Origin of the sequence: Pseudomonas sp. 5P_5.1_Bac1 (genome assembly GCF_025466015.1) — a bacterium.
In the GTDB taxonomy this organism is placed as follows: Bacteria; Pseudomonadota; Gammaproteobacteria; order Pseudomonadales; family Pseudomonadaceae; genus Aquipseudomonas.
Window position 1 is genome coordinate 18,382 of record NZ_JANLNX010000104.1, and the last position, 14,094, is coordinate 32,475.

General features: G+C 64.1%; 15 protein-coding genes and 1 pseudogene. 7 read left to right on the forward strand and 9 right to left on the reverse strand.

Annotation, left to right across the window (positions count from 1 at the left end; genetic code table 11):
* Nucleotides 1-196 precede the first annotated feature (196 nt).
* From NTD82_RS22310 to NTD82_RS22320, 3 genes are all read left to right on the forward strand, one after another.
* Nucleotides 197-589, forward strand: a complete 393-nt coding sequence (locus NTD82_RS22310) for an NUDIX hydrolase (RefSeq protein ID WP_262130264.1) — start codon at nt 197-199, stop codon at nt 587-589.
* A 209-nt stretch (nt 590-798) separates the two neighbouring features.
* On the forward strand, nt 799-1,272 hold the full coding sequence (locus NTD82_RS22315; protein WP_095158590.1) for a hemerythrin domain-containing protein: 474 nt from the start codon (nt 799-801) through the stop codon (nt 1,270-1,272).
* Nucleotides 1,273-1,353: 81 nt separating this feature from the next.
* The gene (locus NTD82_RS22320; RefSeq protein ID WP_262130266.1) at nt 1,354-1,638 is read left to right on the forward strand and encodes a DUF6555 family protein; all 285 of its coding nucleotides are present in this window, start codon (nt 1,354-1,356) and stop codon (nt 1,636-1,638) included.
* A gap of 52 nt (nt 1,639-1,690) precedes the next feature.
* Here the strand turns inward: NTD82_RS22320 and NTD82_RS22325 are convergent, their stop codons facing one another.
* Nucleotides 1,691-2,182: a GNAT family N-acetyltransferase gene (locus tag NTD82_RS22325; protein ID WP_262130267.1), complete on the reverse strand. Its 492-nt coding sequence runs from the start codon at nt 2,180-2,182 to the stop codon at nt 1,691-1,693.
* A 276-nt stretch (nt 2,183-2,458) separates the two neighbouring features.
* On the opposite strand from NTD82_RS22325, the gene NTD82_RS22330 reads away from it, so the two are divergent.
* The gene (locus NTD82_RS22330) at nt 2,459-3,349 is read left to right on the forward strand and encodes a DMT family transporter (protein ID WP_262130268.1); all 891 of its coding nucleotides are present in this window, start codon (nt 2,459-2,461) and stop codon (nt 3,347-3,349) included.
* A 169-nt stretch (nt 3,350-3,518) separates the two neighbouring features.
* Here the strand turns inward: NTD82_RS22330 and NTD82_RS29165 are convergent.
* From NTD82_RS29165 to NTD82_RS22345, 4 genes and pseudogenes are all read right to left on the reverse strand, one after another.
* Nucleotides 3,519-4,787: pseudogene (locus NTD82_RS29165) on the reverse strand (TonB-dependent siderophore receptor); the annotation flags it as partial.
* 18 nt (nt 4,788-4,805) lie between these two features.
* Nucleotides 4,806-5,951: a TonB-dependent siderophore receptor gene (locus tag NTD82_RS29170; protein WP_315974970.1), complete on the reverse strand. Its 1,146-nt coding sequence runs from the start codon at nt 5,949-5,951 to the stop codon at nt 4,806-4,808.
* Nucleotides 5,952-6,055: 104 nt separating this feature from the next.
* On the reverse strand, nt 6,056-6,994 hold the full coding sequence (locus tag NTD82_RS22340; RefSeq protein ID WP_262130269.1) for a FecR domain-containing protein: 939 nt from the start codon (nt 6,992-6,994) through the stop codon (nt 6,056-6,058).
* Between the two features lie 4 nt (nt 6,995-6,998).
* Nucleotides 6,999-7,499 (reverse strand): sigma-70 family RNA polymerase sigma factor, encoded by a 501-nt coding sequence (locus NTD82_RS22345; protein ID WP_262130270.1) that lies wholly within the window; start codon nt 7,497-7,499, stop codon nt 6,999-7,001.
* 163 nt (nt 7,500-7,662) lie between these two features.
* Between NTD82_RS22345 and NTD82_RS22350 the strand changes: the two genes are divergently transcribed.
* Together NTD82_RS22350 and NTD82_RS22355 are read left to right on the forward strand one after the other, a co-directional pair.
* Nucleotides 7,663-7,854 (forward strand): hypothetical protein, encoded by a 192-nt coding sequence (locus tag NTD82_RS22350; protein ID WP_262130271.1) that lies wholly within the window; start codon nt 7,663-7,665, stop codon nt 7,852-7,854.
* Between the two features lie 349 nt (nt 7,855-8,203).
* Nucleotides 8,204-8,539 (forward strand): YceK/YidQ family lipoprotein, encoded by a 336-nt coding sequence (locus tag NTD82_RS22355; RefSeq protein ID WP_262130272.1) that lies wholly within the window; start codon nt 8,204-8,206, stop codon nt 8,537-8,539.
* 63 nt (nt 8,540-8,602) lie between these two features.
* Here NTD82_RS22355 and NTD82_RS22360 read toward each other — a convergent pair whose 3' ends face one another.
* The 4 genes from NTD82_RS22360 to NTD82_RS22375 all read right to left on the reverse strand — a co-directional run bounded on the left by NTD82_RS22360 (nt 8,603) and on the right by NTD82_RS22375 (nt 12,580).
* Nucleotides 8,603-9,295, reverse strand: coding sequence for a sensor histidine kinase (locus NTD82_RS22360; RefSeq protein WP_262130273.1), 693 nt, complete (start codon nt 9,293-9,295; stop codon nt 8,603-8,605).
* Nucleotides 9,292-10,899, reverse strand: a complete 1,608-nt coding sequence (locus tag NTD82_RS22365) for a tetratricopeptide repeat-containing response regulator (RefSeq protein WP_262130274.1) — start codon at nt 10,897-10,899, stop codon at nt 9,292-9,294. The genes NTD82_RS22360 and NTD82_RS22365 overlap by 4 nt, the downstream gene beginning before the upstream one ends.
* 265 nt (nt 10,900-11,164) lie before the next feature.
* Nucleotides 11,165-12,367 carry a benzoate/H(+) symporter BenE family transporter gene (locus tag NTD82_RS22370; RefSeq protein ID WP_262130276.1) on the reverse strand — a complete coding sequence of 401 codons (1,203 nt, stop codon included), beginning with the start codon at nt 12,365-12,367 and terminating at the stop codon, nt 11,165-11,167.
* A gap of 39 nt (nt 12,368-12,406) precedes the next feature.
* On the reverse strand, nt 12,407-12,580 hold the full coding sequence (locus NTD82_RS22375) for a hypothetical protein (protein ID WP_262130277.1): 174 nt from the start codon (nt 12,578-12,580) through the stop codon (nt 12,407-12,409).
* On the opposite strand from NTD82_RS22375, the gene NTD82_RS22380 reads away from it, so the two are divergent.
* Entirely contained in the window at nt 12,579-13,973 is a 1,395-nt protein-coding gene (locus NTD82_RS22380) for a PLP-dependent aminotransferase family protein (protein ID WP_262130278.1), read from the forward strand. The genes NTD82_RS22375 and NTD82_RS22380 overlap by 2 nt on opposite strands.
* Nucleotides 13,974-14,094: the final 121 nt, after the last annotated feature.

Sequence of the window (14,094 nt, forward strand, 5' to 3'; positions counted from 1 at the left end):
CTACAGGTTAGCAATCCGGCGGCGAGGCGTCTGCGCTGGGCGCCGGCTGTCGCGAATGGACCTGCCCTCTGTCGCTCACAATAGTGTCAATCCGTTTGAACTCGCTATCCTCAGAGAAAGTCTCGACAGAAGACGGGGTTGTGCTTGACGTGCGAGCAACATCCCGTCCCGGAAATTCACCTAACGGGACACGCCAATGCCAGGAAAAAACCGCCGAAGCCTCAAGGCCAGAGCCACCATCATTTGCCTGCGCAGCGGCAGGGTCCTGTTGGTGCGCAAAAAGGGCGGCAAGTGGAACTTCCCCGGCGGCACCATCGAGTCCGGCGAGCAGCCCGTCGAAGCCGCCGCCCGCGAGCTGAAAGAAGAAACCCGCATTCGCAGCCTCGGCCTGTTGCAGCTCTGCACCCTGGAGGTCGACGGGGTCGTGCATCACATCTTCACCACCCAGCTCGGCGACTACGCCGACGCGGTGGCCGACAACGAAATCGTCGCCTGCAAATGGGTCCGCCGCGACGCGCTCACCGCCACCCTGCTCACCCCCACCGCCGCCGCCTTGATGAGCCGTCAACTCCCCGCCTTGAGCGCCTGATCGAGCGGACCGAGCGCCGCACTTTGCACGGTGACCAAGCGGTCGGTCATGCAAATTGCAGACGCGGCACTTCGCCATCTATCTGTAAGCCCATGATTTTCAATAGATAACCCCTCAGCCAAAAGCGGCACGGCTTTCGCAATATCCCCAGGGATAACTCAGCGCCGACGCCACCGTTGCCGGCGCGCACCTTATGCCTGGAGAAAACCATGAATGCCATCGACCTGCTGGAAGGCGATCACGAACGGGTCAAGGCCCTGCTGGCCGAGCTGAGCGACTCCACCGAGCGCGGTGTCAAAAAACGCACCGAACTGCTGGCCAAACTGGAGCGGGAAATCACCCTGCACACCCAGCTCGAAGAAGAAATCCTCTACCCCGCGTTCAAGTCCGAGGGCGGCAAGGAACAGGACGTCATGTACTACGAAGCCAAGGAAGAGCACCGCACCGTGGACTCCCTGGTGTTGCCCGACCTTAAGCACACCGACCCTGGCACTCCGGAGTTTTCCGGTCGGGTGAAAGTGGTCAAGGAACTGCTCGAGCACCATATCGAGGAAGAGGAAAAAGAGATGTTCCCGCAGGCCCGCAAGCTGTTGGGCAAGGCGAAGCTGGAGGAGCTGGGTGCCCAGATGGAAGCGATGAAGGCCGAGTACAAAAAAGCCTTCCGCGGCCAGGCATCGGCCTAGAACGCCTGCCGCGCACCGCTTTGAACGTGAAATGACCCGTGAGTCCCTGGCTCATGGGCAGAAACAAAGGAGGGGATTTCAATGGCAGGACCGCAACTGTATGTCATCGACTACGAGCTTCAGGGCAAGCAACGCTCATTCATCATCCGTCTTGAGCACATGGACAACGTCGAGGCCTGGCACTGGGCGAGCTGCGATGCCGGGGTGGGTGTGATCCCGCGTTTTGGTCAGCAGAAGATCAAGAAAGTCAGCCGCCCCATGGCCGAGCGCTATGGCATCGCCAATGTCAGATGGAGGGTTTCCGGCCAGGGCCAGGAATTCGTACCGACGCCGGTCGATACCGGGAAATTTGCCGAGCCGGGTTGAATTGGCGTGATCCAGATTCGCGACGGCGCGGGACACCGAGCCGTCGCGAAGACTAGCCCAACACCTTCGCCATCTCCGCCGTCGCCGCCCAACCCAATCCCGCGTACACCGGCCTTCCCGCCTCGGTCGCATGCAGCACGGCAAAGCCCAGCCCTCGCCGGGTAAACTCCGCCTCCGCCAGCCGCATCAATTTCGACGCCAATCCGCGCCGTCGAAAGCCTGGCTCGACATACACATTCAGCACATAGCCCCGCTGATCGCACTCCGGATGTGCCGGGTGCGGTGGCCAGTCGAGACTCATCAAGCCGATCGCCGCCGCCGGTCGCCCACCATCCACCAGCGCGAAGCCGTAGTAACGACCGTCCGCCAGCCGCGGCTCCAGCCAGGGCCGGAAGTGCTCGGTCATTCGCGTCAGCGTCACCGGATCGCCCCCCGCCTCGAGAAACATCGCCTCACGGTGCGCGCAAATCATCTCGCGGTCCTCCCGGCCGAGCCGGCGCACCACAAGCCCTGAAAAATCGATATCGCCGGGAATCCCGTTCATCACTCATACCTTGGTCGAAGTGTTCGATGCTGACACCCCGTCGCGCCGAGCGTCAGACACAGATTCCTGTTCCGCTCGCCATACAGACGCACCGGCCCTTTCAGCCCCGCGCCCAGTCCAACCGTCCCCCCACGACCAAAGCACTACCCACGGCAACCGACGCCGACGGCCCGGAAAAACTGCTTTGTAAACTTCCCCGTTGCGCGATATGAATTGCACCAGACGCTTACAAAACAAAAATTTGATGCATTCAACGCAACACAACGAGCCGTTGAGATGAATAACAACAAGACGACGAAAGCGCTCGCACTGCCCACACGCAGCACCTGGATCGGCCCCGCGGCCTTTGCCCTGCTGGCCTTTGCCGCCAACTCGCTGTTCTGCCGCCTGGCGTTGGTCAGCGGCGGAATCGATCTCCATTCCTTTACCGCCGTGCGCCTGGCGAGCGGCGCGGCGTTTCTGTTGTGCCTGGTCAGGTGGCGCCAACCCGGAAAATCCGTGGGCGGCCACTGGAAAGGCGGAGTGGCGTTGTTCCTTTACGCCTGGCTGTTCTCCATCGCCTACGTGCAACTGGGCGCGGGCGTGGGCGCGTTGATCCTGTTCGGCGCGGTGCAGATCACCATGTTCGCCTGCTCCTGGCTCAAGGGTGACCGCGTCCAGCCGCGGGTGCTGGCGGGCATGCTGATCGCCTTCGCCGGGCTGATCGCCCTGCTGCTGCCCGGCGCCAACGCTCCCGCGGCGGCCAGCGCGCTGATCATGGTGATTTCCGGCATCGCCTGGGGCGCGTACTCACTGATCGGCAAAGGCTCGACCAATCCACTGGCCGACACCGCCGGAAATTTCCTGCGCAGCCTGCCGCTGTTACTGATCCCCGCCGGGGCTGCCGTCTTCGCTGGTCACGCCAACATCAGCGTCCCTGGCCTGCTCTACGCCCTTGGTTCCGGCGTCCTCGCATCTGGCGCCGGATATGCCGTGTGGTACGGCGTGCTCAAGCAGATCAGCGCGCAGCAGGCCGCCACCCTGCAACTGAGCGTGCCGGTGATCGCCGCGCTGGGCGGGGTGATGCTGTTGAGCGAGCCGCTGTCGTTGCGGTTGGTGGGGACGTCGGTGGTGGTGTTGGGTGGGGTCGGAATGGCCTTGAGCGGCAGGAAAGTCAAAGCCATGTAGGAGCGAGCTTGCTCGCGATGCAGGGGTATCTACGCCTCTTTCGGGCATGTCGGAAGTTTTCCGGTGCCCTTGAGATCGAGCGCCGCCTGCGCGGCGCTCGATCTCCAGCGGTCCTGCTCGCCTCGCCTTTTGTCCCAGGCACTCACCGCCCCGGCAGGCCGTGACTCACTCAATACGCATAACGCAACGTCGTCATGAAGTTGCGCGGCGCACCGTACAGCCCGGCCGCGGTGGTGGTCAGGTATTCCTTGTCGAACAGGTTGTTGACGTTGACCGTCGCCGACAGCGCGGGAGTGATCTGGTAGCGCGCCATCAGGTTGGCCACGGCATAGCTGCTCTGGGTGGTGGCGTAGCTCAGGGCATAACCCGACTCGCTCTGCCAGTTCACCCCGCCGCCAACGGTCCACTTGTCCAGCTCGCCCGGCAGCCGGTAGGTGCTGAAAACCTTGACGCTGTTGCGCGGGATTTCGGTGACGATGCGCTTGTCTTCGTCGTTGAAGCTGACGCTGTACGAGTACCCGCCCGTAACCTGCCAACCCTCGGCCAGTTCGCCGTTGACTTCCAGTTCGACCCCTTCGCTGGTGGTGCCGCTGATGGCCTTGTAGGCCTGGAATCCGCTGGGCTGGAGATTGCCGCCGTCGGCCACGGCGAGGTTGTCCTGCTCGACGCGGAACAGCGCCAGGCTGGTGTTCAGGCGGCTGTCGAGGAAGTCGGCCTTGAGGCCCACTTCATAACCGGTGCCTTCCTGCGGGTCGAGGGGCGTGCCGTTGATGTCGCGGATGTTGGCGTTCTGCGGATTGAAGATCTGCGTGTAGCTGGCGTAGGCGGTCCAGGTGTCGTCCAGGTCGTAGACGAAGCCGGCATAGGGAATGACGATGCCGGTCTCGGTGCGTTCGGTCTTGGTGGTGGCGCCGGTGCTGTACAGCCAGCTTTTGCTCTCGCGGTTCCAGTCCACCACCCGCGCGCCGAGGATCAGGCTGGCGGCGTCGGTCAGGTGCCAACGCGAGGTCAGGTAGGCGGCGTATTGGGTCTCGGTCATGTCGCTGGCGCCCTGCTTGGCGAACACGGGCTTGGGCGAGTTGCCGTTCCAGGCGTAGATGTTGTCGATGGCTCCGGCGTAACCGGAATTCGCTCGCTGCCAACCGCCATAGTTCGACGTGCCGCGCTCTTCGATGCGCGACAGGGTGACGCCGGTGATCAGCTCATGCTCGCGGCCCAGCAGCGAGAACGAGCCAGTGGCGTAGGCGTCGAGGTTGTCCTGGGTCGGCGCCGCCTGCCAGCGGGTCGGCAGCAGTAAGACACCGCTACCGTTCGGCGCGACAGCGCCCGAGAGGTAGGTGGCCACGGTGTCGTAGTCGTTGCGCGCGTGGCTGTACTCGATTTTGCCGCTCCAGCCGTTGGCGAATTGCTGTTCGACGGAGGTAAACAGGGTGCTCTGCTGGCGATCGTAGTAGGACTAGTCCGGCGAGCTGTTGAACGAGCGCTTGAAGTCGGTCATGCCACCAGCCTGGGTGAACAGCGGAAAACCGGTGCGCATCGGCGCGTTGCTGTGGGTGACCTGGTGGCTGAAGCCGACGGTCAGCAGGGTCGAATCGCTCAGGTCCAGTTCGGTGATGCCGTAGAGGGTCGACAACTCCTGGCTGAAGCGGTCGATCCAGGCGTGCTGGTCCTTGTGGTCGGCGACGAAGCGGCCGCGAAGGTTGCCTGCGTCGTTCAGCGCACCGCCCACGTCCACGCTCAGACCATAGCGGTCCCAACTGCCGGCTTCGGCCGAGAGCAGCACCTGTGGATCGTGGGTCGGGCGCTTGCGGATCAGGTTGATGGTCGCCGACGGGTTGCCCAGGCCGCTGATCAAACCGGTGGCGCCGCGCACCACTTCAACGCGGTCGTACAGGGCGGTGTTCTGGGTGTAGTTGTCCATGTTCGCCGAGGTCGGCACGCCGTCGATCTCGAAGTTGCGGATGGCGAAACCGCGGGACAGGTACGTCGTGCTGTCGGCGCCCAGGCTTTCGCGCACCACGGTGATACCGGTGGTGGCGTCGAGGGCGTCGGTGAGGTTGTCGAGTTTCTGGTCGTCGAGGCGCTGGCGGGTCAGCACCGTGATCGACTGCGGGGTTTCCTTGAGCGACAGGTTCAGCCGCGTCGAGCTGCTGGACGATTCGGTGGTGTAGGAGCCGGAGCCTTCCGTGGTGGAACCCGGCGCTTTGCCGGAAATGCTCAGGGCGGTCAGCTCCAGCGCGGTGTCGCCCGCCGCAGCCTTGGGCATCAGCAGGTAGCCGCCATTGCTTTCGCGGCGCACCTGCAAACCGCTGCCTTCGAGCAGACGCGCCAGGCCATCCTCGACGCTGTACTCGCCGCGCAGGCCCGGCGACATCAGGCCGGCAGTCTGTTCGCTGGCAAACGACAGGGTGACCCCGGCGCGATTGGCGAACTGCCCCAGTGCACTGCCCAGCGGGCCCGGCGCGATATCGAAACGCGCCACCTGTTCCTGCGCCACCGCGACGCCCGGCAGCATCACACAGGGACTGACGACCAGGCCCAGCAAGGCCAGATGGACGGCGCGAGCCAGGGGGCTCGCCGCTTGCAGCGTAAGACGGGACATGCGGATTTCCTTCGGTTGGCGTGGCAAAAAACGCGGCAGTTATCGCCGCTTCAGTGCTTGGCCGCATGAGAATGAAAATCGGCAACCCCTCGCCGCGAAGTTTTTCACGCCGCCTCGATCCGCACCCAATAACGGGTCAGGTAGCGCACCCGGATCGGCAAGGCGCCAGCGAGGTTCGCCAGCACGGTGTCGGTGTCGTCGAGGCGGAAGGCGCCGGTCACGCGCAAACCGCTGACCGCTTCGGCGCACGCGAGATAGCCCGGGCGATAACGCCCCAGCTCGCGCACCACATCGGCCAGTCGCCAGTCCAGGGTCATGAGCATGCCGTTGGTCCAGGCATCGCTGGCGACGGGAACAACGCCGGCCGGCCCGAGGCGGCGGCGGTCGAAGCTCGACTGCTGGCCGGCGTCCAGACGCAACACGGCGGATGGCGCCTGAGACGGGCGCAGTTCCACCGCATGCTCGAACACCCGCACGTCGCTGCGACCGTCATGGCTGAACACGCTGAAGCGGGTGCCAAGGGCGCGCACACTGCCTTCCGGGGTGTGCACCAGCAGCGGCCGGCGCGCCGGATCGCTGGCGGTTTCCAGCAACACTTCGCCCCGGTGCAGGCGGATTTCGCTCAACTCGCTGCTGAAATTCACGTCCACCGCGCTGTCGGTGTTCAGCGTCATCTGGCTGCCGTCGGCCAGTTGCAGATGGCGGCGCTCGCCTTTGCCGGTGTGGTACTGGGCCATGCGTGAAGACAGCGGCTCGACCGTGAATACCGCGGCACCGGTCGCGCCCGCGGCCAGCAGGATGCCAAGCACCTTGGTCACCGCGCGGCGCCGCGCCCGCACACCGGCCAGCGCCGGCAATGCCACCTCCGGCGACAACACCGCGAACTGCCGCTGCAAGCGTTCCACCTGCGCCCAGGCCTCGGCGTGCCGGGCGTCCTTCGCCAGCCACGCCTGCCACGCCGCGCGCTCGCGGTCGCCCGCCGGCGCCGCGCTCAGTTGCACGTACCAGGTAGCGGCGGCTTCCAACACATTGCGATCGAGCATCACCTCAGCCCTGCGCCAGCAACAGGCAATTGGTGATGGCGCGGATCATGTGTTTCTTCACCGTGGTCACCGACACGCCGAAACGCTCGGCGGCCGTCACATAGCTCAGGCCTTCCAGTTGCACGGCGAGGAAAATCGAGCGGGTGCGCTCGCCCAGGCCGTCGAGCATGGTGTCCACGGCGGTGAGGGTTTCGATGATCAGCAGGCGGGTTTCCGGCGAGATATCCAGCGATTCGGGACGCAGCGCCAGAACATCCAGGTACGCCTGCTCCACCGCCTGACGGCGAAAGCGGTCGATCATCAAGGCGCGGGCGATGGAACTGAGGTAAGTCCGCGGCTCGCGGATCGCCTCGACATTGCGCGCCGCCAGCACCCGCACGAAGGTGTCCTGGGCGAGGTCCGCGGCATCGCTGGCATTGCCCAGCCGCGTGCGCAGCCAGGTTTTCAGCCAGCCGTTGTGCGTCTGGTAGAGCTGATGCAGGGAGGAAGAATCGAGAGCGGACATGGCGACCGAGGATATGAGAATGATTCTCTACATTGTTGGCGAAAAACCAGCGGGATAACAAGCGTCGGCTGGGGATCTTGACGAGCGGGTTGCGAGCGCACGTGTTTTCAAGCCACGCGACAAGTCCCGTACTATCGCGTCACCCCCTCACAGGACGAACGCAATGCGCCTGCTGTATCCGAGTGACCCGTTCGACAAGAAACGTCCCGATGAACAGTACGCTGGCGAATTCGAGGCAGCCGTCGCGGCCGGACTTTCAACCGCGCTGTTCTCATTCGAGGATTTCGAGTCGGGGATTTTCAAGACATCCCCGCCGCTCACGCCCGGCGACGCCGTGTCCGTTCTTCTCGGTTGACGTCGTGCTCAGGTAGGACGGCGTGCTGCGCCTCGTCGAACTGGGCGACGGTCAGGTATCGGATCGGAAGGAATGGTCGGCTGAACGCTTTGCCTGGGTGTTGAGCCACGCGGGGTGGTTCATCTCAGGGTCAGCAAAGCGTTCTTGAGGGTTCCGAAAGCCGCTTCGACGGAGCGTGTCCGGTGTGAAAAAACGCTGCGAGGCCGGTCCTCGCAGCTTTTGCTGGTCACTGCACGAAATGTCCCACATCAGTTTCTGACAACATCCGATAGCGCTGTGAACAATGCCTGACTGCCTGGCGCAAGCACTCGGGGATTAATTACCCGCTTCACTCTCGGAGCAGCGCCTCATGAACCTGACCAAGCCAATCCTCGCCATTCTTGGCCTTTCACTCTCGGGTTGCGGAACGATCAATACCGTTGTTCGGGGCGATGACGTTACCGCGCGCAACCTCAAGGAATGGGGCACCCACTGCGCCTCCGTTCCACGGATCTACAGCGGAGCGGTCTACAACTTCTGCATTCTCAATGGTGAGCCCAACGCCACCGCCCAGGCCCCCGGCGCGCCAGCCTCCATTCCCTTCGTGATCTGGGATATCGCGCTATCAGGGGCGCTGGACACCCTGGTCTTGCCGTACACGGTGTATCGGCAGGTGGAGGATGGGAATATCGAGTTGCATCACTGATCTGGTTGGGCTTGAAGGCCTCATCGCTGGCAAGCCACAGGTCAGCAGAAAAGCCACCATCCCTCACGGCAAATACATCCTGAACAACCCGCCCCCCAACGCCCCGCCGTTGGCAATTTCGATCCGGCCCTGCACGCCATTACGCTCATGCAGCGCGGCGATGCGGGCGGCGAAGTACAGGCCCAGGCCGGTGCTCGCTGTGCTGTGTTCGATGCCCTGCACGTACTGCTCCTGCTGCTCAATCATCTTGGCGGGGAAGCCGGTGCCGTCATCGTTGATGCTGATGACCAGCATCTCGCCCTCTTCCCGCACCGTCACCAGCAACGCGTGCCCGGCATAGCGGGTGGCGTTGTTGATGATGTTGGACACCACCGACCCCACCAGCTCGCGGTCAAAGAACCCCAGCGGCGCGGCTTGATCAATCTCGAAGCGGGCAACGATGTCGCGGCTGACGAGAATGCCCTCGTAGCCAGCGAGCAACCCGCCGATAAAGTCATCGAGGTCGTGGTAGTCAGGGAGCATCGGCAACTGGTTGATGCCCAGTTTGTACAGGCCAAGCAACTGCACGAGCATGCCGTTGAGGTGGGCGAACTCGTGCTCGATCACCACCTGCTCCGGCGCGTGGTGCTGTTGGTCCTGCAGACGTGCCTGCCACTGGCTGTGGGCCTGCATGAGCATGGCGAGGGAGTTCTTCATGTCGTGCACGGTGGAGGCGATCACCGTGGAAAAATCCAGCCCCGATTGCTTAGACATCATGTCCCCACGGCGCGGATGCGCAGTTTGCGGTAGCGCTCATAGCGCGGATCGGTATCGGGAATGCCGGCCACTTTGGCCAGGCAATCGCGACATTCCTGCAGCACCGCCGCCGCCGGTTGCTCACCCCCCAGACGCAGCAGCGCCTGGGCGGTGTTGAGGGCGATGCTGATGTTCTTCGGTTGCAGTTTCAGTGCGTTGCGGAACAGTTCCAGGGCTTCGTTCATCTGCCCGCCCTGATAGCTGCGCACACCTTGGCGGTTGAGGTCGACCGCTTCGTTGCCAGCGCCGAGGATGGAAGGATCGTCGGTGAGCTTGGCGATGTTTTTCATCACCGCGTTGTCGTCGCCGTAGACCTCGACGCAGTTTTTCAGGATCGACTTGCCGGCGTCTTCCTGGCCCAGTTGCTTGAGCTGCGCGGCCACGGCGAGGGCGGCTTCGGCGGAGAAGAACTGGTCCATCGTGTCGAGCCGGGCCATGGCCGCTTCGGTGAGCTTGGCGGCGGTCTCGGCGTCGCCGGCCTGCTGCAGGCCGGTGGCCTTGATCAGGCGGGCGCGCACTTGCAGGCCTTGGTCTTCGCCGTATTCCTTGGCGACATCGCCGAGCACCTGGTTGATCTCGACCCGGGTACGCGCATCGAGACCGTTGCCGGCGTTCTTGCTGATCAGCGCCTGGGCCAGGCCGAGGTTGCTTTCCGGGTCTTTGAAGCGCGAGTTCTGGCCCTGGCTGACGGCCTGGCGATACGCCCGCGAAGCGCTGTCGAAGTCGGCGTTGCCCAGGGCCAGCTTGCCCAGCAGCATCTGCCGCTTGACCGCCAGCGGCGACAGCCGCACCGCGTCTTCCAGCACATGCTGGGCGCGGCGGTGTTCGCCGCTGGCGGTGAGCACTTCGGCGAGGCCGTCGTACAGGCCGGGCATCATCGAGAAGCTTTTGATCGCCTGTTCGTAGACGTCCTGGGCCTGGGCGACCTGGCCGCGCTTGAACATCAGTTTGCCCAGTGCGGCGTAGGCCCAGGGCGTCGGGCGGTTGGCCAGAATCGCCTTGAGGAACCGCTCCAGTTCTTCATGGCGGTTCAGCGCGGCCATGGCGTCGGCGCGGTAACGCAGGCACAGCGGGGCGAAGCGCGGGTCCTGGCGGCAGAGCTGCTCGCAGGCCACCAGCACTTCGGCCGGGCGGCCACGGTCCAGCGCCTGGAGAATCGGCTTGAGCAGGGTTTTGCGCTGCACCAGTTTGTCCAGCCGCTGGGTCAGGCCGACGCGGTTGAAGGGCTTGGTCAGGTAGGCGTCGGGCTCGTATTCGAGGGCGCTGAGCACCACCGCCTGGCTGCTCTCAGCGGTGATCATGACAAAGATCGCTTCGTGGCTGATCAGCTTGTCCAGCATCAGGTCTTCGAGCACCTGCTGGCCGTTCTTCTTGCCGTCGCCCATGTGGAAGTCGTGCAGGACGAAGTCGTAGCGCTTCTGCGCGCACATGCGAAGGGCGGTTTCACCGCTTTCGGCGGTGTCGACGTCCTTGATGCCCATTTCGCGCAGCATCGATCGCAACGACGTCCGGAAATCGGTGAAGTCGTCGACGATCAGAAAACTCTTTTGGCTGTAAACCAGCATCCACAAAACCTGTCATTGAAATAATTGAGACGCCCGCACACGCAAGGACAGGCCCGGCATCGCCGCAAGGGAGGCACGATCACCCGCAACCCTCGCTACGCTATCGGCAGCGCGCAACCATTGCTTGAGCCGGGGAGACACGCTGTTGCGCTGATCGCACGGGAGGGTGAAACAAGGGCGCCGGAGCAGCTAAATAGCAATGTGCCATTATCGCCGTCCGGCGGGCGCCTTACAACGCGCAGGCATCACAGACGAGAGCTGTCTCTCAGTTGGCAGGGGTTGCGGCGGCCGCGGCACTGCGTTGGCGGGTGTAGCTCAGCACCCAATGGGCAACCAGGCCGAAGATCAGCCCCCAGAACGCTGCGGCCAAGCCGAGGAAGCTCATGCCCGAGGCGGTCACCAGGAAGGTGATCAGCGCCGCTTCACGCTGCTTTTCATCAGCCATGGCGCCCGCCAGCCCCGTCATGATCGCGCCGAACAGCGCCAGCCCGGCCAACGCGGCGATCAACTCTTTGGGCAAGGCGGAAAACACCGAGGCCAACGTCGCGCCGAAGGTGCCCATGAGGATGTAGAACACCCCGCAGGCGATCCCCGCGATGTAGCGCTTGCTCGGTTGTTCGTGGGCTTCGCGGCCGGTGCAGATGGCCGCGGTGATCGCCGCCAGGTTGAAACCGTGGGAGCCGAACGGCGCCAGCAGCACCGAGCCGATGGCGGTCACCGCGAGGATCGGCCGCGCCGGGGTGGTGTAGCCGGCGCTGCGCATCACCGCCATGCCGGGCACGTACTGCCCGGTGAGGCTGACCAGCGCCAGCGGCAGGCCGATGTTGATGATCGCGTGCCAGCTCCACTGCGGCGCGATGAAGGCCGGTTCGGCCAGGGCCAGGGTCAGCGCCGCACCGTTCAACTGGCCGAGCAGCCCGGCCACCGCGCAACCGACGATCAGCACCGAGAGAATCGCGTAGCGCGGCGACAGGCGCTTGAACACCAGGTAACTGGCGAACATCGACAGCACCAGCCACGGCTGCACCTTGATCGAGGTGAACAGCTCGGCGCCGAAGCGGAACAGGATGCCGGCCAGCATCGCCGCGGCAATGGCCTTGGGCAGGCGGCTCATCAGTTTGTCGAAGGCGCCGCTCAAGCCGACCAGCGCAATGACCAGCGCGGCGACGATATACGCCCCCACCGCTTCGGCCAGCGACACCTGCGGCAGCATCGACACCAGCAAGGCCGCGCCGGGCGTGGACCAGGCGGTGATCACCGGCGCGCGCAGGCGCCAGCTCAGCAACAGGCCGGTGACGCCGCTGCCGATGGAAATCGCCCAGATCCACGACGACACCTCGGCGGGCGACAACTGCGCCTCGCGAGCGGCCTGGAACACGATGATCAGCGGGCCGGCGTAGGAAATGATCACAGCGATCAACCCGGCGACAATCGCCGACAGCGAACAGTCTTTTCTCAGCGTTTCCATACAGTCTCCAGTGGCGAGCGGGGAGCAAATTGATTCGATTCATTTCAAATCTATTCGATTCAATCGAATCAATTCAATAGACTCAATTAAACATTTTGAAATATCTTCTCCCTCAACCCTGTCGCCGACAGCGCTGTATTGATCGCCCCATCGGGCCGATTGCTGCGATGTGATAGGCTCGACGCCATTGTTTTTATCGGTAGCAATGTCCATGTGGGTCCCCCTGCTCAACGCCTTCAACCAACCCGTTTACCTGTCGATTGCCGATGCCCTGGCGCGGGATATCGCCAGTGGTCTGCTCAGCCCCGGCGAACGCCTGCCGACCTTGCGCGAGCTGGCCCAGGCGCTGCAGGTCACGCCGGGCACGGTCAGCCGCGCCTACAGCGAGGCGCAGCGGCGCGGGTTGTTGCAGGGTGAAGTCGGCCGCGGCACCTACGTCCGCGCCGTGCCTGCTGCCGAGATCAGCGCGCCGCCCGCCATCGCGACCTCGCCGTTGCAGGGCAGCTCGCAGGTGCTGGACCTGTCCATCATCAAACCCGCCGGCGACACCGCCACGTCCTGGCTGCGCGGCGCGCTGGTGGAACTGGCCAACGGCACCGACTTCGCCCAGACCCTCGATTACGCCCCCGACGGCGGTCATCCAGCGCACCGCGAAGCCGGCGCGCAATGGCTGCGGCACTCGCTGCCGGACGCCGTATGGCAACAGGTGGTGATCACCGCCGGCGCCCAGCACGGGCTGCTGGTGGCGATCAGCGCGCTGACCGAATACAACGACCTGATCCTCTGCGAGTCGCTGTGCTACCCGGGGATCATCTCCCTGGCCCACAGCCTGCAACGGCGCCTGCGCGGCGTTGAGATGGACGAACAAGGCATCATCCCGGCGTCGCTGCGCGAGCTGTGCCAGCGTGAACGCCCGACGATGCTGGTGTGTGTCGCCACCTGCCAGAACCCCACTACCGCCACCATGTCGCATGAACGTCGGGCGGAGATCGCGGCGATTGCCGAAGAGTTCGACTTCCTGATCCTGGACGACGACATCTACGGTTTCCTTGCCAGCGACACCTCGCTTCGGCCGTTGGCCAGCTATGCGCCGGAGCGTTCGGTGTACCTCACCAGCTTGTCCAAGTCGGTGCTGCCGGCGCTGCGCATCGGCTACCTGTACAGCCCGCCGCGGCTGCTGTCGCGGCTGACAGCGATGGTGCGCAGCAGCGTCTGGATGCCGTCGCCGCTGACCGCGCAACTGGCGAGCAACATCATTGCCGAAGGGCTGGAATTGAAACTGGTGCGGCTTCAGCGCGAAGAAGCGGCGCGCCGCCAGGCGTTGGCGCGCGAGCTGCTACCGGGATTGCGAATCAAGGCCGAGGCTCACAGCTATCACCTCTGGCTGGAACTGCCGGAGCCGTGGAGCGCGGATGAATTCACCACCCTGGCGCGGGCGCAGGGCGTGAAAGTGCTCAGCGGATCGCAGTTCCAGCCCGAGCGCAACGGCGAGACACGCGGCGTGCGGGTGGTGCTGATGTCACCGACCCGCGAGGATGAATTGAAGTTTGCGCTGACCCAGTTGGCGAGCCTGGCGGGGGCTTCGGATCCGCGGCGGTTTTACTGAGCCTGATTCTGAGTACCTCGCGACGAACTGCTAATCTGCTGAGCGCAACATCCGACTGAAGCCCTTGAGAGATCCGGTTCTCTCAAGGGTTTGTGCCATGAAGGCCACTCATTAAAAGGAC

Bases quoted from the DNA above. Each gene is read 5' to 3' on its own strand.
- NTD82_RS22310 (WP_262130264.1), top strand. From the start codon at position 197: ATGCCAGGAAAAAACCGCCGAAGCCTCAAGGCCAGAGCCACCATCATT.
- NTD82_RS22315 (WP_095158590.1), top strand. From the start codon at position 799: ATGAATGCCATCGACCTGCTGGAAGGCGATCACGAACGGGTCAAGGCC.
- NTD82_RS22320 (WP_262130266.1), top strand. From the start codon at position 1,354: ATGGCAGGACCGCAACTGTATGTCATCGACTACGAGCTTCAGGGCAAG.
- NTD82_RS22325 (WP_262130267.1), bottom strand. From the start codon at position 2,182: ATGAACGGGATTCCCGGCGATATCGATTTTTCAGGGCTTGTGGTGCGC.
- NTD82_RS22330 (WP_262130268.1), top strand. From the start codon at position 2,459: ATGAATAACAACAAGACGACGAAAGCGCTCGCACTGCCCACACGCAGC.
- NTD82_RS29170 (WP_315974970.1), bottom strand. From the start codon at position 5,951: ATGTCCCGTCTTACGCTGCAAGCGGCGAGCCCCCTGGCTCGCGCCGTC.
- NTD82_RS22340 (WP_262130269.1), bottom strand. From the start codon at position 6,994: ATGCTCGATCGCAATGTGTTGGAAGCCGCCGCTACCTGGTACGTGCAA.
- NTD82_RS22345 (WP_262130270.1), bottom strand. From the start codon at position 7,499: ATGTCCGCTCTCGATTCTTCCTCCCTGCATCAGCTCTACCAGACGCAC.
- NTD82_RS22350 (WP_262130271.1), top strand. From the start codon at position 7,663: ATGCGCCTGCTGTATCCGAGTGACCCGTTCGACAAGAAACGTCCCGAT.
- NTD82_RS22355 (WP_262130272.1), top strand. From the start codon at position 8,204: ATGAACCTGACCAAGCCAATCCTCGCCATTCTTGGCCTTTCACTCTCG.
- NTD82_RS22360 (WP_262130273.1), bottom strand. From the start codon at position 9,295: ATGATGTCTAAGCAATCGGGGCTGGATTTTTCCACGGTGATCGCCTCC.
- NTD82_RS22365 (WP_262130274.1), bottom strand. From the start codon at position 10,899: ATGCTGGTTTACAGCCAAAAGAGTTTTCTGATCGTCGACGACTTCACC.
- NTD82_RS22370 (WP_262130276.1), bottom strand. From the start codon at position 12,367: ATGGAAACGCTGAGAAAAGACTGTTCGCTGTCGGCGATTGTCGCCGGG.
- NTD82_RS22380 (WP_262130278.1), top strand. From the start codon at position 12,579: ATGTGGGTCCCCCTGCTCAACGCCTTCAACCAACCCGTTTACCTGTCG.
- NTD82_RS22375 (WP_262130277.1), bottom strand. From the start codon at position 12,580: ATGGACATTGCTACCGATAAAAACAATGGCGTCGAGCCTATCACATCG.